The organism is Mucilaginibacter sp. PAMB04274 (assembly GCF_039634385.2).
Taxonomy (GTDB): domain Bacteria; phylum Bacteroidota; class Bacteroidia; order Sphingobacteriales; family Sphingobacteriaceae; genus Mucilaginibacter.
Genome location: NZ_CP155081.2, coordinates 1,392,379 through 1,411,386 on the forward strand (window position 1 = coordinate 1,392,379; position 19,008 = coordinate 1,411,386).

The window sequence follows — 19,008 nt, forward strand, 5'->3', positions numbered from 1 at the left end:
TTAGCGTCAGTTAACCGTGCATACCCTAATGAGCCACGCCGCACTCGTTGCTGTATGGTTATGCTGCAGGCAAGTTTATGCGTTAGGGTTGATAGCTGCTACCAGCCTTTAGATAAAACCTGCAGGTCTATACGCGGATGACTCGGACCAGGAACCCCCCCCGTAATAAAGGGAAACGAAACAAAGCCTGAATTATCCAGCCTGCTTATAAGCTTTAGCTGTATATAAATAATCAACGAAGATTAAGGCTTTCGTAAAGCTGCAACACGGGCATTTTGAATGTGGAGTATTTTATAATAAATACCTGAAAGTCAAGCCGTCGACTTGCAATATTCAATTATTTTTTCGCACATTCGTTAATACCAATCTTTTATAAACCAATTTACTTATTATGGATTTTTTGTACCACAATTTAATTTACCTTATTCCGGCTATGGGCCTCGTTGGCCTGGTAGCAATGGCGGTAAAATCGGCTTGGGTAACCAAGCAACCAGCCGGCGATGCAGGCATGAATCAGCTGGCCGGCTACATTGCTGATGGGGCAATGGCGTTTTTGCGTGCCGAGTGGAAAGTGCTGAGCTATTTTGCTGTAATAGCCATAGTGCTATTGGCGTGGTCGGGCAACGCGGTCGAAAACTCAAGTCCGGTGATTGCTGTTTCTTTCTTAATTGGCGCATTCTTGTCGGCTTTTGCCGGCTATTTAGGAATGCGCATTGCCACCAAAGCAAACGTACGTACTACTGAGGCTGCCAAAACCAGCTTGGCAAAAGCCTTAAAAGTATCGTTTACCGGCGGCACCGTGATGGGCCTTGGCGTTGCCGGTTTAGCGGTTATGGGACTAGGCGCGTTGTTTATTTTGTTTTACCACATTTACGTGCTTAAAACAGGCGGTAACGTTAACGGCGCAGCCATGTCAAAGGCACTGGAAGTGCTGGCCGGTTTTTCGTTAGGGGCAGAGTCGATTGCGCTGTTTGCCCGGGTAGGCGGCGGCATTTATACCAAGGCTGCCGATGTTGGTGCCGATTTGGTGGGTAAGGTAGAAGCCGGTATTCCGGAAGATGACGTACGTAACCCCGCTACCATTGCCGATAACGTAGGCGATAACGTAGGAGACGTGGCCGGTATGGGTGCCGATTTATTCGGATCATATGTAGCCACCATTTTGGCTACCATGGTTTTAGGGCGCGAAATTGTATCACACGATAGCTTTGGCGGTATTGCACCTGTGCTGTTGCCTATGGTAATTGCAGGCCTTGGGCTACTGTTCTCTATTATAAGCGCCTCTTTTGTCCGCATTAAAAACGAAACGGATAGTGTGCAAAAGGCGTTGAACATAGGTAACTGGTCATCTATATTTCTAACCGCTATTGCTACCTTTTTTGTAGTACAATGGATGCTGCCAGAGGGCTCGTTCCATTTAGTTAGGGATGAAGATGTAAATGGCCAAGTGAAAGCCGGCGCATTGGTTTTTGACAAAACCGGCGTGTTCCTGTCTATCATGGTAGGCTTAATTGTAGGCACATTAATGTCTATCATTACAGAGTACTATACGGCCATGGGTAAACGGCCGGTGTTAAGCATCATCAGGCAATCGTCAACCGGGCATGCTACCAATATTATTGCAGGTTTAGCTGTGGGTATGGAGTCAACTGTATTACCTATCCTGGTATTAGCCGCTGGCATATTTGGGTCATACCATTTTGCCGGACTGTATGGCGTAGCTATTGCTGCTGCTGGTATGATGGCTACCACGGCCATGCAGTTGGCTATTGATGCTTTTGGGCCAATTGCCGACAACGCCGGTGGTATTGCCGAAATGAACCAACTGCCCGAGGAAGTTCGTCACCGTACCGATAATCTGGATGCTGTGGGTAATACTACTGCTGCAACCGGCAAAGGTTTTGCCATAGCATCAGCGGCGTTAACCTCGCTGGCCTTGTTTGCAGCCTTTGTGGGCGTGGCAGGTATTGAGCATATAGACATTTACAAGGCAAATGTGCTGGCCGGTTTGTTTGTAGGCGGCATGATACCGTTTATCTTTTCGGCGCTGTGTATATCGGCTGTTGGCCGGGCAGCTATGGCCATGGTAGAGGAGGTGCGCCGGCAGTTTAGGGAAATACCTGGTATAATGGAGTACAAGGCTAAGCCTGAATATGAAAAATGCGTAGCTATATCAACCAAGGCTTCCATTCGCGAAATGATAGCGCCTGGTCTTATCGCGCTGATTACACCTATCATTATTGGTTTCGCTTTCGGGCCGGAAGTATTGGGCGGTCTGCTGGCCGGTGTGACTGTATCGGGTGTGCTGATGGGGATATTCCAAAGCAATGCCGGCGGTGCGTGGGATAATGCCAAAAAGTCGTTCGAGAAAGGTGTAGAAATCAATGGCGAAATGTATTACAAAAAGTCTGACCCGCACAAGGCATCAGTAACAGGTGACACCGTTGGCGATCCGTTTAAAGATACATCAGGGCCGTCTATGAATATCCTGATCAAGCTGATGTCTATTGTGTCGCTGGTTATTGCCCCGCATCTAAACCAGGAGGTAAATTCCAACAAGCGTATACAGAAAGAATTACGAATGCAGTCACAAACCATACATGTTTTAAAGGCTGATAAAAAGGCCTGAAGAAAAAAGGGATGCGAAAGCATCCCTTTTTCGGTAATAAAGTTATGGAGGATTGCTGGCAGACATAATTTTTATACACAGAAACGCCAGAATTATGGATACAGTAAAGCACATTTAGTTAAATTATCTGAAAAGCTTGGACGGTTTTGTGGCGACGCCTGTGCTATTGAAAATAGTTAACTTCATGAATTTGAACATGAATTAAAGGTTACATTATCATCATTTTAATGTTACAAGCGGTGTTTTATCTTTTCAATAAAAATAAGTACGTTTGGGGAAACATGATTAAATCTATACAACTGATCAAAGAACATGAGTTTATTTATTAAAAAGTCCATTCAGTCGTTGCTGGCTGCGTCAGCTGAATCGGATAAGAGCTTAAAGCGCACTTTAGGCCCAACGGCGTTGATTGCCTTGGGTATAGGTGCAATTATTGGTGCAGGTTTGTTTGTGCGTACAGCTGCTGCGGCAGGTGGTAATGCCGGTCCGGCCGTAACCATTTCGTTCATCATTGCTGCTATTGGTTGCGCACTGGCTGGTTTATGCTATGCTGAGTTTGCCAGTATGATTCCTATTGCAGGCAGCGCTTACACTTACTCTTATGCCACCATGGGCGAATTTATTGCCTGGATTATTGGCTGGGACTTAGTGCTTGAATATGCCTTAGGTGCAGCTACCGTAGCCATTGGTTGGTCGCAGTATCTCAATGATTTGCTCATGACGTTTTTTGGTACCTCTATACCGTATGAATGGAGCCATTCGCCATTTCAGTCGGCAGGAGGTGTGCATGGTATCGTTAATTTACCGGCTATCCTGATCATATTTTTGCTAACCATGCTGCTTATCCGCGGTACTGCAGAATCTGCAGTAGTGAATAACATCATTGTAATGGTTAAAGTGGCTATCGTGTTGCTGATTATCGGTTTTGGTTGGCAATTTATAAACCCGTTAAATCACACTCCGTACATGATACCTGCTGATGCCGGTACTGTAAAACTAAGCACTGGTGTATTGCACGATTACGCAACCACAGGTAACCATGGTTGGTTTGGGGTACTACGTGGCGCTAGTATTGTGTTCTTCGCTTTCATTGGTTTCGATGCCGTATCTACAGCCGCTCAGGAAGCTAAAAATCCACAGAAAGATATGCCTTTGGGTATTCTTGTATCGCTGGTTATTTGTACTGCTTTGTACATATTGTTCTCTCACGTTTTAACTGGTATAGCTTCTTACAAAGAGTTTTTAACCCAGGGGAGCGAAGCATCAGTTTCTTATGCAATCCGTCATCATATGCCGGGTTACGAGTGGTTGGCTAAGCTGGTAACAGTAGCTATTTTAGCAGGCTTTTCATCAGTTATCTTAGTGATGCTGATGGGTCAAACCCGGGTATTTTATACCATGAGTATTGATGGTTTGGTTCCTCCGGTATTCTCCAAACTGCACCCTAAACATCGTACGCCTTATAAATCACAATGGTTATTCTTCGTTTTTGTATCGCTGTTTGCAGGCTTTGTGCCCGATAGTATCGTGGGCGATATGGTAAGTATTGGTACCTTGTTTGCATTCGTACTGGTATGTGTAGGTATATTCATCCTGCGTTCAACCGACCCTGACCTTAATCGTCCTTTCAAAACGCCGTTGTACTTCATAGTATGCCCATTGGGCGCTATTGTTTGCTTATTCATGATTGCCAGTGAAGGCTGGGAGAACTGGGCACGCTTAATTGTATGGTTAATTATAGGCTTTATTATTTACTTTGGTTATGGTATTAAGCACTCCAAAGTACGTTTGGGGGCAGATAAAACACCACTGGATCCGCCAAATCCTAAATTTGTTGATTAATCAAATATTGTATATAAACAAGAAAGGTTCTGCATATCGTGCAGAACCTTTTTTGTTTTCAATCCTTTGTTATCCGTACCAGCAACTACACAGCCTGAATGAAAGGAGATAAGAATTTATGGATACTGGTTTTTATATGTGTAATCAACTCTATGGGGTTTGGCATCATTGTGCCTTTATTATATGATTATGGTAAGAAATTCGGTTTAACGGGACAGACCATCGGTATTCTTACCGCTTCGTTTTCTGTTGCCCAGTTTTTTGCTACGCTGCTATTAGGCGCACTTTCAGATAAATGGGGCCGTAAGCCACTCCTAGCTATAAGCCTGGCAGGTACATGCCTGTCCTTCCTGATGTTTGCATTGGCGCAAAACCTGGTTATGCTGTTTGCCGCACGTGTTTTAGACGGCATTACAGGTGGAAACATATCAGTGGCCCAAGCCATGGTATCAGACCGCTCCACACCCGAAGACCGGGCCAAAAAGTTTGGTATCCTGAGTTCGGCATTCGGTTTCGGCTTTGTATTAGGGCCGGCTCTTGGGGGCCTGTTAAGCAAACTGGGCATGCAGGTGCCCTTCTTTTTTGCCGCAGGTATTGCTTTAGTTGGTGCACTTTGTACGTTTTTCTTTTTAAAAGAAACCAAGCCTGGAGTAGAACAAGGAACTACGAGCGAGGAGACAAGCACTGGTAACAATGGAGGTAAGGCAACTGGCAGCCAACAATCTAAAACAAACCATCAAAAACACAAGTTTTCTTTTGCATCGCTCGTTACTTCATTAAAGATACCGGTAGTAGGTACTGCTGTATTTGTCGGGTTTTTACTAACCATGGCGCAGTTTATAATGATCATCGGTTTTCAAACCTTTTCGGTTGATGAGCTTAAGATTAAGCCCACACAAATTGGTTTGTTGTATGCGGGGTTTGGCATAACCGGTATTTTAATGCAATTGGCCGTGCCTTTTATAACGCGGGTTATTTCATCAAAGGCGGTAATCCTTTTACTTTCAACGGCTGTATGTTTAGGTGCTATGCTTTTTACCGGCTTTACAAATGCTCTAATCCCGTTTGCGGCCTGCTTGTTTATATACGGTTTATTCAATGGCTTGCGTAACCCTATGCTCAACGCCATTATTGCCGACCGAAGCGACGATAACACGCAAGGCGAAATCCTGGGTGTAAATCAATCATATGCCTCGGTAGGGCAAGCACTGGGGCCTGTTGCTGCCGGTTTAATGACAGCCGTATCCATACACGCGGTGTTCTTTTTATCGGCATTTTTTATTTTGATGGGCTTTTTGCTTACCTTTCGCTTAAAAGCAAAAGAGAAGCAAACAACCTAATCCATGTTCAATACGTTCGATCCGCGGCAAATACTATCTGTAACCATGATTCTGTTTGCCATTATTGATATTCTGGGAGCCATTCCTATCATCATCGATCTGCGCCAGCGTGCAGGCCATATCGAATCTGAAAAGGCGTCTTTCACAGTATTAATTTTGATGATCGTATTCCTGTTCGTAGGGGAGGAACTGCTTAAGATTATTGGACTCGATATATCGTCTTTTGCCATTGCCGGTTCGTTGGTCATTTTTATTATCGCTATGGAGATGATACTGGGCATTACCTTTTTTAAGGAAGACGAGCACATAGCATCTACCGTTTCCATCGTACCGCTGGCATTCCCCCTTATTGCCGGTGCCGGCACCATGACTACGCTGCTTTCGTTAAAATCTCAATATGCTACCGCTAACATCATTGTAGGCATTACACTAAATACTATAATTGTATATGTGGTATTGAAAAACGTGCAGTTGCTGGAAAAAATGCTGGGTAAAACCGGCTTGGGCGTATTGCGTAAAGCTTTTGGCATCATATTGCTGGCCATTGCTATCAAGCTGTTCAGAAGCAACAGTGGGTTGTAGGCAGTAATTGATTGTACAGAACGTATCTAAGTGAAACTTTTGATTGCCAGTTGCCAGATAAGGGTGCTCTGTCAAATCTTTACTTCAGTGTAGGAGCAATGGTAAAGGCGGATTGGTACCTGTAGGTGATTACTGTACCTTACTTGATTACCTTATTAATTTGTATAAACACAGCCACACCATAAGCAATAACCATTACGGCGTTAACCACTAAAAGCCAGTTTAGCTCCTGAACGTTAAACTTTTTAACGGCCGCAGTAATCATCAATCCCACAAAGCCACCAAGTAACAGCACCGGGAATATCAGTTGCCATTGAAGTAGATTAATATAACCTAGTTGTTGTAGTTTACCGGTATTTTGCATAATGCCAAAACCAGCCGCCAGAAGCAGGATAAATACCAATCTGATAACTAGCTTAGCTAAAAATTTGCTTAGTTTCATAAGTCTATAAGCTGCAAAGTAATTCAAATTATCTGGCACTTTCATACAAATTATGTGCGTAACTGCGACTACTGCGGTCTTATCTTAAATCTCTTATCTCAAATCTCGCATCTAAAAACTATCTTTGCCCATGCCTGAAAAAATTCTTATTCTCGATTTCGGCTCCCAGTTTACCCAGCTAATAGCCCGCCGTGTCAGAGAGCTTAACATTTATTGCGAAATCCACCCTTTCAATCATTTTCCTGAAGTTGACAGCACTGTAAAAGGTATCATCCTTTCCGGCAGCCCGTATTCAGTCCGTCAGGAAGATGCGCCGCAGTTTGACTTTGCGCCTTACCATGGTAAAATGCCTATTTTAGGTGTATGCTACGGTGCACAGTATTTAGCGCAGCATAATGGTGGCGAAGTACAAGCCTCGAACACCCGCGAGTATGGCCGGGCTAACCTGCAATACATTAATCAATCTAACCGGCTGTTCAGAGATGTCCCGGCTAACTCACAGGTTTGGATGTCGCACGGCGATACCATTACCAGCCTTGCCGATAATTTTGACATTATTGCCAGTACCGATACCGTTGAGGTAGCGGCTTATCAAATAAAAGACACACAAACTTACGCCATACAATTTCACCCGGAGGTTACCCATAGTTTAGATGGCAAGCAACTGCTGCAAAACTTTTTGGTTGATATTTGCGGTTGTCACCAGGAGTGGACTTCAGAATCATTTGTAGAAACCACCGTTGCCGCTTTAAAAGAGAAGCTGGGCAATGATAAAGTAGTTTTAGGCCTTTCGGGCGGTGTAGATTCATCGGTTGCGGCTGTGCTACTGCATCAGGCAATAGGCAAAAACCTGTATTGTATTTTTGTTGATAATGGGTTGCTGCGCAAAGATGAATTTGAATCTGTGCTCGACTCTTACAAAGACATGGGCTTAAACGTAAAGGGCATTGATGCTAAACAGCGTTTTTATGATGCACTGGAAGGCTTAAGCGACCCTGAAAAGAAACGTAAGGCGATTGGCCGTGTATTTATTGAAGTGTTTGATGACGCTGCCCATGAAGTACAAGACGTAAAATGGTTGGGCCAGGGTACTATTTATCCCGACGTAATTGAATCCGTATCGGTTAACGGCCCATCGGCTACCATTAAATCGCATCACAACGTGGGCGGCTTGCCCGATTTTATGAAGTTGAAGGTAGTGGAACCCCTAAACACTTTATTTAAAGATGAAGTACGACGCGTAGGAAAAACTTTAGGCATTGACGATAAAATTTTAGGTCGTCATCCTTTCCCCGGACCTGGTTTAGCTATCCGTATACTGGGCGAAGTAACACCTGAAAAGGTGGCTATATTACAACAGGCAGATGCAATTTATATCAATAATTTGCGCCAGGCTGGTGTTTACGATAAGGTTTGGCAGGCGGGCGCTATTTATTTGCCGGTACAATCGGTGGGTGTAATGGGCGATGAGCGAACCTACGAGAACGTAGTTTGCTTACGCGCCGTAGAATCACTGGATGGCATGACGGCCGACTGGTGCCACTTACCATATGAGCTGCTTGCTAAGATATCAAATGAGATTATTAACAACGTGAAAGGAATAAACCGGGTTGTATATGACATTAGTTCAAAACCACCGGCTACCATTGAGTGGGAATAAGGCTCTCTGGCTGCTGGCCTTACTTTGGGTAAGCGCTTGCTCGCCCAAGGTAAATCCGGTAACCAAAACGCCAGCACGTAAGCCTGCGCCGGTTACAACGCAGCCCGCAGTACCACCCGTTACGGCAACGCCTGTTAGGCCGCTGGTTACGCCTGCGTCTGCCAAAACATCAACCGTTGCTTTGCTATTGCCATTCAGCTTAGATAATTTGGGTTCGGTGAGAGGTTACCGTGCCGCCGATTTAAAGAAAGCGAACATTGCCATCGAGTATTATCAGGGCTTTAAACTTGCGCTCGACTCGCTTACCAGCCGCGGTTATAACTACAAACTGCAGGTTTTTGACACCAAGGATGAGCCTGCTTACACGCACAGTCTGGCGGGTAATCCAAATGTGCGCGGCAGTCAGTTAATTGTAGGCCCCGTGTTTCCGGAAGGTATCAAGTCTTTCATCGGTAAGCCGGCCGCTTTGAACAAGCCTTTGTTATCGCCGCTGTCGCCGGCATCGCCCGATGAGTTTGGAAGCACTAACCTCATAACCATCAACCCACCGCTGGAGTATCATGCTCGGTCGGCCGCGTTGTATGTAAACAATAAGCTCAGGCCCCGTAAAATATTTATCCTGCGGTCGGGCTTCAGTGCAGATAACAAATACATCGACCCTTTTAAAAAAACGATTGACACCGCTAGTAAGCGGAAGATACAAGTGATTAACTTTACTGTATCGCATGGTAGCATTACTGCTTTATTGCCCCAACTGAATAACAAAGTAGAGAACGTTTTTATTGTGGCATCGGTTAATCAATCGTTTTTGTCGGTCACTCTGCGGTCGTTGGATACGCTCTCGCGGCATTATCCGGTTACGGTAATTGGCCACCCTAATTGGGAAAAAGCCACCTTTTTAAAGGCAGACTTGTTGCAACGTATCAAAACGCACATTACTTCGGCCGATAGGGTAAATTACCGGTCGGCAGCTACCATTAATTTTATCAAAGCATATCGTAAAACCTTTGCCAGTGAGCCCACTGCTTATGCTTACAAAGGGTTTGACGAAGGAATGTACTTTGGTGAAATACTAGGGCAGGATGGGAATGAAATGACCCGGTTGAACCAGCATAAGTTTACGGCCCTGCATAATGACTTTCAATTTATAACAAAGCCAGGCCTGGGTTGGGTAAACACTCATGTAAGTGTGTTGAAATATGTAAACTTCGAGTTAAGGAAAGTAGAATGAAAGCCTTCAATCAGCTCAAAATATTTCAGCGCATATTAGCCGAGTTTCCAGAGAACACCCAGCTTAGTAAATTTTTACCTGGCTTTTTCAGGCAAAACAAGCAGATGGGCTCAACAGACCGGCGTGTGGCAAGCAGGCTGGTGTATAATTATTTTCGGCTGGGTAATGCCTTGCACGGCTTACCGGCTGAGGATCGCCTGATGGTTGCCGAGTTTTTATGCAATATCCAAATCAACTCTTTTTTGCAGCATTTTAAGCCGGAGTGGGCCGCCTGCGTACATTTTGAGGTGGACGAAAAGTTAAAAATGGTAAAAGCGGCGTATCCTGATTTTAAGCTTGAAGACATTTACCCCTGGCATGACCAGTTATCGGCAGGGATAGATAAAGAGGCTTTCTTGAAGTCGTTTTTTATACAGCCCGATCTGTTTATACGTGTACGCAAAGGCTTTGAGCAGCAGGTAAAAGCCATACTAAGCAAAGCAGAGGTTGTTTTTAAAGATGAAGGCAATAATTGCCTTACCCTGCCCAATGGTACAAAATTAGAAACCTTATTTCCAAACCAATACTGGTTTGATGTGCAGGACTACTCATCGCAGCAAACGGCACGTTACTTTAAGCCGCACAAGTGGGAGAACTGGTGGGATGCCTGTGCTGCGTCGGGTGGTAAGTCATTACTGCTGCATGAACAGGAAGTAAATTTGAAGCTGGTAGTGTCAGACATTCGCGAATCGATACTGGCTAATTTGGACGAACGTTTCAGGCAGGCGGGGCTGATGAAGTATCAAAAGAAGATACTCGACCTGACACAGAACGCCGACTATATCATGCATAATTATGCCTTCGATGGCATTATACTGGACGCGCCCTGCACCGGCTCGGGAACCTGGGGGCGTACGCCGGAGCTCATTACGCAGTTTAACGGCCACCGTATTGAGTTTTTTCAGCGTTTGCAGCAGAGCATAGCCCGCAACGTAGTAAAGTACCTGAAGGGCGGAAAACCGCTTATTTACATTACTTGCTCAGCCTTTAAAGCCGAGAACGAGGACGCTGTAGATTTTATGGTAAAAGAGTTGGGCCTTAAGCTCGAAGAAATGCAGGTACTAAAGGGATATGAGCGCAAGGCCGATACCATGTTTGTAGCCCGTTTAATATCTACCGCACCGGCCAAAGACGAACAAGTGTTGAAGTAGTGGAAACTACTCCGTTTTCATTTCTTCCTGCGCTTCACGCTTATATTCGTAATCGCCGCCCAGTAAGTATCCCCATGGCCGTAAGCCATTAATGTGATCAAATATGATCTTGCATATGGCAATCACCGGGATAGACAGGAACATGCCCGATAATCCCCAAAGCATTTCGCCTAGTATAATACCTATAAAGGTAATCAGGGCATTTAAACGTACTTTGGAACCCACTACCATAGGCAGGATCACGTTCGAGTCTACCGCATGGATAGCGATAACTACCAGAGCCACCACCAGCGCTTTGCTGATAGCGCCCGTAGCAAAGGTGATGAGGGAACTCAACACCAGTGCCGAAAATATGCCAACATAGGGTATAATATTAAATATGCCTGTAATGATGCCCAAAAGAATAGCATATTTCACCCCAATAATCCAAAAAGCGATGCAAGATATAGTGGCTACAATCACCATTTCCAGCAACAAGCCGAGGATGTATTTGCGGAGAATGCTTTGTATGTTTTCTACCACAGCCTGCACCACCGGTGTCGATTCTTCATCAAATACATAAAGTACAAAGCGGAAAAGCAAACGCCTGTAAAAAAGAATCAGGAAGGTAAAAATGATGATAAACAGGTAAAACAGGAGCAGAGATGATAATGCACCAAACGTTGTGCCTAATACGGTAGTGCCCGAAGCCACAATCTTATCGGTGGTGTCATTCACGTACAGCATTTGTTTTTCCGCATTTACATGAAAGGTCTTTTGGATCCATACCTGCAGATCAACCAGTGATTTACTTACCTGTTCTTTAAGCTGCGGCCAATCATTAGCCAGGTTAGATATTTGTGTGCCCACCAGGTATATAATACCGCCTAAGAAAGCTACCATTAATAATATAGACAGAAAAGCTGCCATGCTGCGAGGTAATTTAATCCGTCTTTCAAAAAAGTTAGCTAACGGCAGCAGCAATATGGCGAACAGAAAGCCGAACATCAGAGGGTCGAGAAGTTCTTTACCCAGGATAATTAAAAAGCCGAGCGCCATAATACCGATGAGTATAAAGGCAAGTTTGGCATAAAAGGGCAGAGGCGTATTTTTAACTATCATGGGCTGGCTGGTATCGCGTAATATGGATCAAAGGGTTAACATGACTCGTGGCTTTTGGTTTTGAAACGAAGTTGTAACTGAAAATTATAAAGCACTTGTGATGCGGTTAAGCACCTCACGTATGTGTTTGTCCATAATTTTAAGCGGCTGCTTGCTGAATTGATGTGTGACCCGGTTGGCCAGAATAATGTTGAACGATATGGCCTTATGATCCAGATTAGCCCCTAAACCGTAAATGCCCGCTGTTTCCATTTCAAGATTGGTGATGCGTTGCTGGTGTATGCTAAAATCGCTGATAAGGTTGAGCAAATTGGGTGTAGAAGATCTGGCGCGCACTTGCCGTCCTTGCGGTGTGTAAAAGCCCGGTGCGGTAATGGTAATGCCTTGCTGTAAATCGGTAGCGAGGGCGCTTATTAACTCGGCACTGGCTGTGGCAACATAAGGGTGAAGTTTAAAATGCGCCGGTAAGCTATTGTTAAATGCAGTCAGTATCTCCGCTTCCTGCTTACTAAGGCTGTGCTCATAATAATGCATCAGCGGGTCCAATCCTATAGCCGCGGCCGATACCAGCAGGCTATCCACAGCAATATCGGCCTGCACAGCACCCGATGTACCTATGCGGATAATATTAAGGCTGCGTAACTTTTCGTTCACCGTACGGGTATTAAAATCAATGTTCACCAGGGCATCTAATTCATTCAGTACAATATCAATATTATCAGTGCCTATACCGGTAGATATAACGGTGATGCGTTTTTGGCCAATGTAGCCCGTATGTGTAATAAATTCGCGCTTACCTTTTCTTAGTTCTATGTTATCGAAATGCTTACTTATTTCGGCCACCCGGTCCTGGTCGCCAACCGTAATCACAATGTCGGCAACATCCTCAGGTAAAATATTAAGGTGGTAGGCGCTGCCATCGGCATTTAATATCAAATCAGTTTCAGAGATGTAATTCATGACGCGTTAAAATTAGGCGTAATATGTTGTTTGCTTTAACAATAAATATCTAATTTTGTAAGGCCTTAAGCATAAGGCAACTTTACCAATGGTAATATAATCGACCTGCTGCACACGTTATTGCTTCTCATCTTACGCCCCTTTAAGATTGCAGGTCGGTAATTCCCGGTTAACATTTACTGGTCCCATTTAAATTAACTGTTATGCTTTTACAAGGTCCTAACCCGCATAAGATACACCCTTTAGAAAATTATCCTCATCTCGTTTTTCTAAAAAATATTATTACGCATCCCAATATCGAGGTGGGCGACTATACCTATTACGATGATACGCTCGATCCCTACAATTTTGAAAAGAACGTATTATACCACTTTGATTTTATAGGCGATAAGCTTATCATCGGTAAATTTTGTGCTATTGCCTGCGGTGCAAAGTTTATTATGAATGGCGCTAATCATGAAATTACGCCAATATCTACATTTCCCTTCGGCATATTTGGAAATGGTTGGCAAAAGATAAATGAAGGTGTTGATCTGACTGAAAAATACCCTAACAAAGGTAACACTGTGATTGGTAATGATGTGTGGATAGGACATGATGCTACGCTGATGCCGGGTGTTAAAGTGGGCAACGGCGCTGTAATAGCCAGTAAAAGTGTAGTGACCAGGGATGTGCCGGATTATGCCATTGTAGGTGGCAACCCTGCCCAAGTGATCCGGATGCGTTTTAACGAAGATGCTATTGAACGCTTGCTCGGTATAGCCTGGTGGAACTGGAGCGCCGAAAAGATAACCGAGCATTTGCACCTCATTAATTCCATAAATTTGGATGAACTGGAGACGGTAGCTCATAATAAATAAACCAATCTCTGTCTTAATTGTACTTATGGAAGTATCCACTTAAAATTGAGTACCATGGCAAAATATTCAGAAAAAGCACAGGAGAAAGTTGGCGAGGCCCTGCACGAAATGAAGGAAGGCAAGCTGAAGAGCGGCAAGAGCGATAAAAAGGTAACCAATCCTAAACAAGCAGTAGCCATTGGCCTTTCGGAAGCGCGTAAAAACGGTGCGAAAGTGCCCAAGAAATCTTCAAAATAATACAGTTTTGTAAAAGACATTAAGAGAAAAGCCCCGGGTTTGTGCCGGGGCTTTTCTTTTAATGAGTATTGACTAATATCCTTATTTCACTGTAAAGGCAACTAATTTATCGCCCCAGGCCAAGCTTACTTTGCCCGATGGGTCTACTGCAAATTTTAGCTGCTCCACAAAGCCGCTTGATTTACCCGGTTTAACATTTACACGCAGTACATCGTTTTCTTCTTTGTAAACCGTACCCCAGCTTTTGATGTCTTTATTAAATATAATTACCCACTCGTTCTCGTTAGGAATGCTATATAAGGCGTATTTGCCTGCAGCAAGTGCTTTGCCTTCCACTTTTACATCTTTGCTAAACTCAATTGTAGTCACCTCGTTAGCGCCGGTACGCCACCATTTGCCGTAAGGAGCAATATCAGTACCAATGGTACGGCCTTTTACCGATGGCTGGCTGTAGGCAATGGTAATGTTAACACCACTCTTGGTCGTAGCTTTAACGGTATCAGCAGGGCTGGGTCTTGGTTTTTTAGGCGTTTGTGCCGATGCCGAAATGGTAGTTAAAATAAAGCCGGTTATGGCCAATAATTTGAATAACTGTTTCATGGTTTATGTGTCTTTTTTATGGTAAATAAAGATAGTGTTATTTGCTGGGTTTGCTCGAAAAAGCGTCCATGATTTTCATGAGGGTTAGCGCCTCATCAATGGTGCAGGGATTTGGGCCTTCGCCATTCAGATAGCTTACTACGGCGGCAATCATTGGGTGCTGTATGTTTTCTGGGGGTACAAAATCAATTACCTGTTCATCTTCAGCGGTTTTTAAGGTAACCGTATTACCGAATATAGGGAAGCTGATCTTGCCTTCACTGCCTATCATCTCGCAACTGTCAACGTTTTCGGTCTCGGCCACACTAAAGCACCATGAACCATTTACCACCACGTTGTTCTCAAACAATATGGAGCCACATACATGGTCATCGGCCTGGTTTGTTTGGGTTTGGTTAAAGCCGAATCCCTGATAGTAAGCGGGGTTTCCAAAAAAGTATAGCATCAAATCCAACTGGTGAGGAGCGAGGTCATGAAAATAACCACCGCCGGAAAGTTCGGGTTGTACACGCCAGTTGGGTGCTCCTGTGGTTACTAACGCCGGTTTGCGGCTTTGCCACAGCCTGAGTTGTACAGTACGCACTTCGCCAATCGCTTGCTGTTGTAATAGCTCTTTCACCTTTAAAAACATAGGCAATTGCCTGCGGTAATGGGCAACTACCAACTTTCCATTGTGCTTTTGAACTGCGTTAGCCAGTTCCTCAGCCTGTGCAGCGTTTAGCGTAACCGGCTTTTCTACATAAACGGGCAGGCCTTTTTTTAATGCGGTTAGCGCGTACTCTAGGTGTGATGAAGGTGGCGTAGCTATGTAGATGGCATTCACTTCAGTATCATTAAAAAGATCGGCCGCATTGCTAAACCATTTTCCAACGCCGTGGCGTTGGGCATAATCGGCAGCTTTTTCGGCGTCACGGCGCATTACGGCTACTAGTTTACTGCCCGTTACTTTGTTAAATGCCGGTCCGCTTTTCTTTTCGGTAACATCGCCAACGCCTATTATTCCCCAGTTAAGGCTTGCCATTAGGATTTATTGTTTAAAATGGTTTCTATTTGAGTGAGCTCTTCGGTCGTAAAGACGCTGTTGTGTAAACATTGAAGCGAGTCAGCCAGTTGCTCGGGCCTGCTGGCACCTATAAGAACGGAGGTAACGCGCTGGTCTTTTAATAACCACGCCAGTGCCATCTGTGCCAGTGTTTGGTTGCGTTGCAGGGCCAGTTCATTAAGCTGTTTAATTTGTGCCAGCTTATCATCGGTCAATTGCTTAGTTTGCAGATTTCCGGTGGTTTTAGCTGCCCTTGAATCTTGCGGTATGCCGTGTAGATACTTATCAGTAAGCATGCCTTGTGCCAGAGGTGAAAACGGTATGCAGCCAACGCCTTCCTGCTCCAGCACATCTAGCAGGCCGCCCTCTACCCAGCGCTCAAACATGGAGTATTTAGGCTGGTGGATAAGGCAGGGCGTGCCCAACTGCTTCAAAATAGTAATTGCTTTTTGCGCTTCATCGGCCTTATAATTAGAGATGCCTACATACAAAGCCTTGCCCTGCCGTACAATCAAGTCAAGTGCCATCATCGTTTCTTCAAGTGGTGTGTCAGGGTCAGGGCGGTGATGATAAAAAATGTCTACATAGTCAAGTCCCATGCGTTTCAGGCTTTGATCTAAGCTGGCTACCAGGTATTTTTTTGATCCCCAGTTGCCATACGGACCAGGCCACATGTCATAGCCGGCTTTGCTTGAGATGATCAACTCATCGCGGTAGGCTGCAAAATCTTTTTTTAATAGCAGCCCAAAATTTTCTTCGGCCGAGCCATACGGCGGACCATAATTGTTGGCCAAATCGAAGTGTGTAATGCCGCTATCAAACGCTAGGTGCAAGATTTTTCGGTAATTTTCGAACACGTCTACACCGCCGAAATTGTGCCACAAGCCCAACGAAAGTGCAGGCAACTTAATGCCGCTTTTGCCGCAGCGCCGGTAAGGCATAGTTTCATAGCGGCTGGAAGAAGGTAGATAAGTCATGTAGTTGATGGTTTATAGTTCGTAGATGCTAGGTTCATATTCTTTTTAATATAAACCATTATCCATGAACATCAGCTGTAAATATATCAAACTATTTCGGCCACTACAAAGGTGCTGCCGCCTGCAAAAACCAAATCTTTTGGGCCTGCCTTTTGTTGCGCGGCTTGCAAGGCTTCAGGTACCGTTGGGTAGGTTTTACCCTGCAAGCCAACCATCATAGCTTGTTGTTGCAAAGACTGCACCTCAAGCCCGCGAGGAATATCTGGTTTGCAAAAGTAGTACGTAGCATCCTTAGGCAGCAGGTTTAATACCTTGGTAATATCCTTATCGTTCACCATACCTATCACAAAATGTAAGTGCTCGTATGGTACGGCTGCAATGTTTTTCAGCACTTCCAATATGCCATCAGGATTATGGCCGGTATCGCAAATGGTAAGCGGGTGGGTGCTCAAAGTTTGCCAGCGGCCCTGTAAACCGGTTAGGGTTTTAACCTGGCGTAAAGCTTCGGCTACATGTTTAACAGCAATATTAAATCCCTGTGTGTTTAACTCCTGCACTGCACACAGAACCGCCTTCACATTCTTAAGCTGATAACTACCTGTTAGGTCGAGTTGTAAATTATGGGTAGCGTTGAGAGCCTCAAAGCTTGCAGATAAATATTTCTCATTCTCTAATGCTTCCCGGTTCCTGGTGCCCGGTTCTATGCTCCCTTCATTCCATTGTTCGGATGCGAATATTAATTCGGCTCCTGCTTTTTGCGCTTTTTCAATAAATACCTGTGCTACTTCGGGCTGGTGTTCGCCAATGATGACCGGGATGCCCGGTTTAATAATGCCGGCTTTTTCGGCAGCTATTTTGGGCAGGGTATTGCCCAGCATGTTCATGTGGTCCCAGCCTATGTTGGTAATGATGGATAACAGCGGCGTAATAATATTGGTTGAATCGAGCCGGCCGCCCAGGCCCACTTCAATAACTGCAATATCTACCTCATGACGGGCAAAGGCATCGAAGGCCAGGGCTACGGTCATTTCAAAAAAAGAAGGTTCAATTTCCTCAAAATCTGCCCGGTGCTTTGCCACAAAATCAACCACCTCGTCTTCGCTGATCATTTGCCCGTTGATGCGAATACGTTCTCTGAAATCTTTAAGGTGAGGTGAGGTATACAATCCGGTTTTATATCCGGCAGTTTGTAACACCGCCGCCAGCATATGCGATGTAGAGCCCTTTCCATTAGTTCCTGCTACATGAACGCTCTTAAATTGGTGCTGTGGATTACCCAGCCGGTCGCAAAGGGCTATGGTATTGGTTAGATCTTTCTTAAATGCCGATGTGCCCACCCGGGTAAACATAGGGAGCTGGTTGTACAGATAGTTGAGCGTTTCTGCGTAATTCATTCTGGAAGATGTAGGCAATGATGGATTGCCATGGGCGCAAAGCTATCAACTAAAATTGAAAAGGAAAATTAGGCTGTAAGCCATTCAAATTACTTTTACTGTACCCTGAATACAAATACTACAGTGCCTTGCTGCATTTCGGGGGCACTGTCTAAAGAGTTGAGGCGGGAGCGTTTTACGGCGTCTTCACATTTTTCGATCAGCGCCTGGTCGGTTATGGTAGTACCACGGGCGCCGCCGCGGGCGTAGGTTACGTTGCCGTCCTTATCCACGCGTATATCAACCACCACTTTTCCTGTATGGCGGCTATCATCACTTACCGATGGTTTGCTTACAAAGTTGCGCTGAGGCATGCCGGTAAGGTTACCGCCGTTGCCTGAGCCCGTACCGTTATAATTGTTGGTTAAGGTCGTACCCGTTGTTTTGCCCTGGTTGCCGGGTGTGTTGCCAGTTCCATCTCCCTCGCCTGTACCATTGTTGGTTTTGCCTTTGTAAAGGGCGTTTTGGTTTATAGTAGGCTTAGGTGGCTCTTTGGTAGGCTGCTGCTGTGTATTTACCGATTGTGTAGGCTTTTTGCTGCTGGCAATTTCAGGCGCATCCTCAGTGTTTTGAGTTACTACCTGTTTGCTGCTGTTGTCTGTTGTGTTCACCTGCTCGGTTGGTGGGGCAGGGGTTACTTTGTCAGGCTTGGTATGGTTCGCATTTTCGGCAACAGATGGCTCCTCGGTGCTCATATAGTCATCGCCCATGCCTTCATCTACTGTGCCGTAATTTATCAGGATACCGCCCGTGCCGTCTTCTTCTTTAGCCGGATGCTGAAAGACAATAAAATAGCTCAGGCCTATCAGCAAAGCCAGTATAATGCCGGTTGCTAAAAAGGCCCTTGGGTAATTATTTTCTTCCTGACGGTAATCCATATCC

At 45.0% G+C, this 19,008-nt stretch carries 17 protein-coding genes; 9 read left to right on the forward strand and 8 right to left on the reverse strand.

From position 1 onward, the window contains the following. Positions 1-391 precede the first annotated feature (391 nt). From ABDD95_RS05765 to ABDD95_RS05780, 4 genes are all read left to right on the forward strand, one after another. On the forward strand, positions 392-2,629 hold the full coding sequence (locus ABDD95_RS05765) for a sodium-translocating pyrophosphatase (RefSeq protein WP_345950951.1): 2,238 nt from the start codon (positions 392-394) through the stop codon (positions 2,627-2,629). 312 nt (positions 2,630-2,941) lie between these two features. Continuing rightward, on the forward strand, positions 2,942-4,471 hold the full coding sequence (locus ABDD95_RS05770) for an amino acid permease (protein ID WP_345950952.1): 1,530 nt from the start codon (positions 2,942-2,944) through the stop codon (positions 4,469-4,471). A gap of 98 nt (positions 4,472-4,569) precedes the next feature. Then, a complete protein-coding gene (locus tag ABDD95_RS05775) occupies positions 4,570-5,811 on the forward strand; it encodes an MFS transporter (RefSeq protein ID WP_345950953.1) in 1,242 nt (413 codons plus the stop codon). Positions 5,812-5,814: 3 nt separating this feature from the next. After that, entirely contained in the window at positions 5,815-6,393 is a 579-nt protein-coding gene (locus ABDD95_RS05780) for a MarC family protein (protein ID WP_345950954.1), read from the forward strand. A 139-nt stretch (positions 6,394-6,532) separates the two neighbouring features. On the opposite strand, the gene ABDD95_RS05785 is transcribed toward ABDD95_RS05780, so the two are convergent. Then, positions 6,533-6,835 (reverse strand): hypothetical protein, encoded by a 303-nt coding sequence (locus tag ABDD95_RS05785; RefSeq protein ID WP_345950955.1) that lies wholly within the window; start codon positions 6,833-6,835, stop codon positions 6,533-6,535. A gap of 130 nt (positions 6,836-6,965) precedes the next feature. On the opposite strand from ABDD95_RS05785, the gene guaA reads away from it, so the two are divergent. From guaA to ABDD95_RS05800, 3 genes are read left to right on the forward strand one after another with little or no spacing between them, the layout of a single operon-like run. After that, the gene (gene guaA, locus ABDD95_RS05790) at positions 6,966-8,495 is read left to right on the forward strand and encodes a glutamine-hydrolyzing GMP synthase (protein WP_345950956.1); all 1,530 of its coding nucleotides are present in this window, start codon (positions 6,966-6,968) and stop codon (positions 8,493-8,495) included. Then, the gene (locus ABDD95_RS05795; RefSeq protein ID WP_345950957.1) at positions 8,452-9,726 is read left to right on the forward strand and encodes a hypothetical protein; all 1,275 of its coding nucleotides are present in this window, start codon (positions 8,452-8,454) and stop codon (positions 9,724-9,726) included. The genes guaA and ABDD95_RS05795 overlap by 44 nt, the downstream gene beginning before the upstream one ends. Then, complete coding sequence (locus ABDD95_RS05800) at positions 9,723-10,916, forward strand: RsmB/NOP family class I SAM-dependent RNA methyltransferase (protein WP_345950958.1); 1,194 nt, start codon at positions 9,723-9,725, stop codon at positions 10,914-10,916. The genes ABDD95_RS05795 and ABDD95_RS05800 overlap by 4 nt, the downstream gene beginning before the upstream one ends. Positions 10,917-10,922: 6 nt before the next feature. Here ABDD95_RS05800 and ABDD95_RS05805 read toward each other — a convergent pair whose 3' ends face one another. Together ABDD95_RS05805 and ABDD95_RS05810 are read right to left on the reverse strand one after the other, a co-directional pair. Then, the gene (locus ABDD95_RS05805) at positions 10,923-12,017 is read right to left on the reverse strand and encodes an AI-2E family transporter (RefSeq protein WP_345950959.1); all 1,095 of its coding nucleotides are present in this window, start codon (positions 12,015-12,017) and stop codon (positions 10,923-10,925) included. Positions 12,018-12,101: 84 nt separating this feature from the next. Beyond that, positions 12,102-12,977 carry a nucleoside phosphorylase gene (locus tag ABDD95_RS05810; protein ID WP_345950960.1) on the reverse strand — a complete coding sequence of 292 codons (876 nt, stop codon included), beginning with the start codon at positions 12,975-12,977 and terminating at the stop codon, positions 12,102-12,104. 203 nt (positions 12,978-13,180) lie between these two features. Here ABDD95_RS05810 and ABDD95_RS05815 point away from each other — a divergent pair, with 203 nt between their 5' ends. Together ABDD95_RS05815 and ABDD95_RS05820 are read left to right on the forward strand one after the other, a co-directional pair. Next, entirely contained in the window at positions 13,181-13,837 is a 657-nt protein-coding gene (locus ABDD95_RS05815) for a CatB-related O-acetyltransferase (RefSeq protein ID WP_345950961.1), read from the forward strand. A gap of 54 nt (positions 13,838-13,891) precedes the next feature. Then, positions 13,892-14,074 carry a DUF6496 domain-containing protein gene (locus tag ABDD95_RS05820; protein WP_345950962.1) on the forward strand — a complete coding sequence of 61 codons (183 nt, stop codon included), beginning with the start codon at positions 13,892-13,894 and terminating at the stop codon, positions 14,072-14,074. Positions 14,075-14,155: 81 nt separating this feature from the next. On the opposite strand, the gene ABDD95_RS05825 is transcribed toward ABDD95_RS05820, so the two are convergent. From ABDD95_RS05825 to ABDD95_RS05845, 5 genes are all read right to left on the reverse strand, one after another. Then, a complete protein-coding gene (locus ABDD95_RS05825) occupies positions 14,156-14,674 on the reverse strand; it encodes a DUF2911 domain-containing protein (RefSeq protein ID WP_345950963.1) in 519 nt (172 codons plus the stop codon). A 37-nt stretch (positions 14,675-14,711) separates the two neighbouring features. Continuing rightward, positions 14,712-15,695, reverse strand: a complete 984-nt coding sequence (locus tag ABDD95_RS05830; RefSeq protein ID WP_345950964.1) for a Gfo/Idh/MocA family oxidoreductase — start codon at positions 15,693-15,695, stop codon at positions 14,712-14,714. Further along, positions 15,695-16,693 (reverse strand): L-glyceraldehyde 3-phosphate reductase, encoded by a 999-nt coding sequence (gene mgrA / locus ABDD95_RS05835; protein WP_345950965.1) that lies wholly within the window; start codon positions 16,691-16,693, stop codon positions 15,695-15,697. The genes ABDD95_RS05830 and mgrA overlap by 1 nt, the downstream gene beginning before the upstream one ends. 86 nt (positions 16,694-16,779) lie before the next feature. Next, positions 16,780-18,087: a folylpolyglutamate synthase/dihydrofolate synthase family protein gene (locus ABDD95_RS05840; RefSeq protein ID WP_345950966.1), complete on the reverse strand. Its 1,308-nt coding sequence runs from the start codon at positions 18,085-18,087 to the stop codon at positions 16,780-16,782. Positions 18,088-18,182: 95 nt separating this feature from the next. Next, positions 18,183-19,004 (reverse strand): energy transducer TonB, encoded by an 822-nt coding sequence (locus ABDD95_RS05845; protein WP_345950967.1) that lies wholly within the window; start codon positions 19,002-19,004, stop codon positions 18,183-18,185. Positions 19,005-19,008: the final 4 nt, after the last annotated feature.

Bases quoted from the DNA above. Each gene is read 5' to 3' on its own strand.
- ABDD95_RS05765 (WP_345950951.1), top strand. From the start codon at position 392: ATGGATTTTTTGTACCACAATTTAATTTACCTTATTCCGGCTATGGGC.
- mgrA (WP_345950965.1), bottom strand. From the start codon at position 16,693: ATGACTTATCTACCTTCTTCCAGCCGCTATGAAACTATGCCTTACCGG.
- guaA (WP_345950956.1), top strand. From the start codon at position 6,966: ATGCCTGAAAAAATTCTTATTCTCGATTTCGGCTCCCAGTTTACCCAG.
- ABDD95_RS05785 (WP_345950955.1), bottom strand. From the start codon at position 6,835: ATGAAACTAAGCAAATTTTTAGCTAAGCTAGTTATCAGATTGGTATTT.
- ABDD95_RS05775 (WP_345950953.1), top strand. From the start codon at position 4,570: ATGAAAGGAGATAAGAATTTATGGATACTGGTTTTTATATGTGTAATC.
- ABDD95_RS05840 (WP_345950966.1), bottom strand. From the start codon at position 18,087: ATGAATTACGCAGAAACGCTCAACTATCTGTACAACCAGCTCCCTATG.
- ABDD95_RS05795 (WP_345950957.1), top strand. From the start codon at position 8,452: ATGACATTAGTTCAAAACCACCGGCTACCATTGAGTGGGAATAAGGCT.
- ABDD95_RS05845 (WP_345950967.1), bottom strand. From the start codon at position 19,004: ATGGATTACCGTCAGGAAGAAAATAATTACCCAAGGGCCTTTTTAGCA.
- ABDD95_RS05820 (WP_345950962.1), top strand. From the start codon at position 13,892: ATGGCAAAATATTCAGAAAAAGCACAGGAGAAAGTTGGCGAGGCCCTG.
- ABDD95_RS05830 (WP_345950964.1), bottom strand. From the start codon at position 15,695: ATGGCAAGCCTTAACTGGGGAATAATAGGCGTTGGCGATGTTACCGAA.
- ABDD95_RS05800 (WP_345950958.1), top strand. From the start codon at position 9,723: ATGAAAGCCTTCAATCAGCTCAAAATATTTCAGCGCATATTAGCCGAG.
- ABDD95_RS05780 (WP_345950954.1), top strand. From the start codon at position 5,815: ATGTTCAATACGTTCGATCCGCGGCAAATACTATCTGTAACCATGATT.
- ABDD95_RS05770 (WP_345950952.1), top strand. From the start codon at position 2,942: ATGAGTTTATTTATTAAAAAGTCCATTCAGTCGTTGCTGGCTGCGTCA.
- ABDD95_RS05815 (WP_345950961.1), top strand. From the start codon at position 13,181: ATGCTTTTACAAGGTCCTAACCCGCATAAGATACACCCTTTAGAAAAT.
- ABDD95_RS05825 (WP_345950963.1), bottom strand. From the start codon at position 14,674: ATGAAACAGTTATTCAAATTATTGGCCATAACCGGCTTTATTTTAACT.
- ABDD95_RS05810 (WP_345950960.1), bottom strand. From the start codon at position 12,977: ATGAATTACATCTCTGAAACTGATTTGATATTAAATGCCGATGGCAGC.
- ABDD95_RS05805 (WP_345950959.1), bottom strand. From the start codon at position 12,017: ATGATAGTTAAAAATACGCCTCTGCCCTTTTATGCCAAACTTGCCTTT.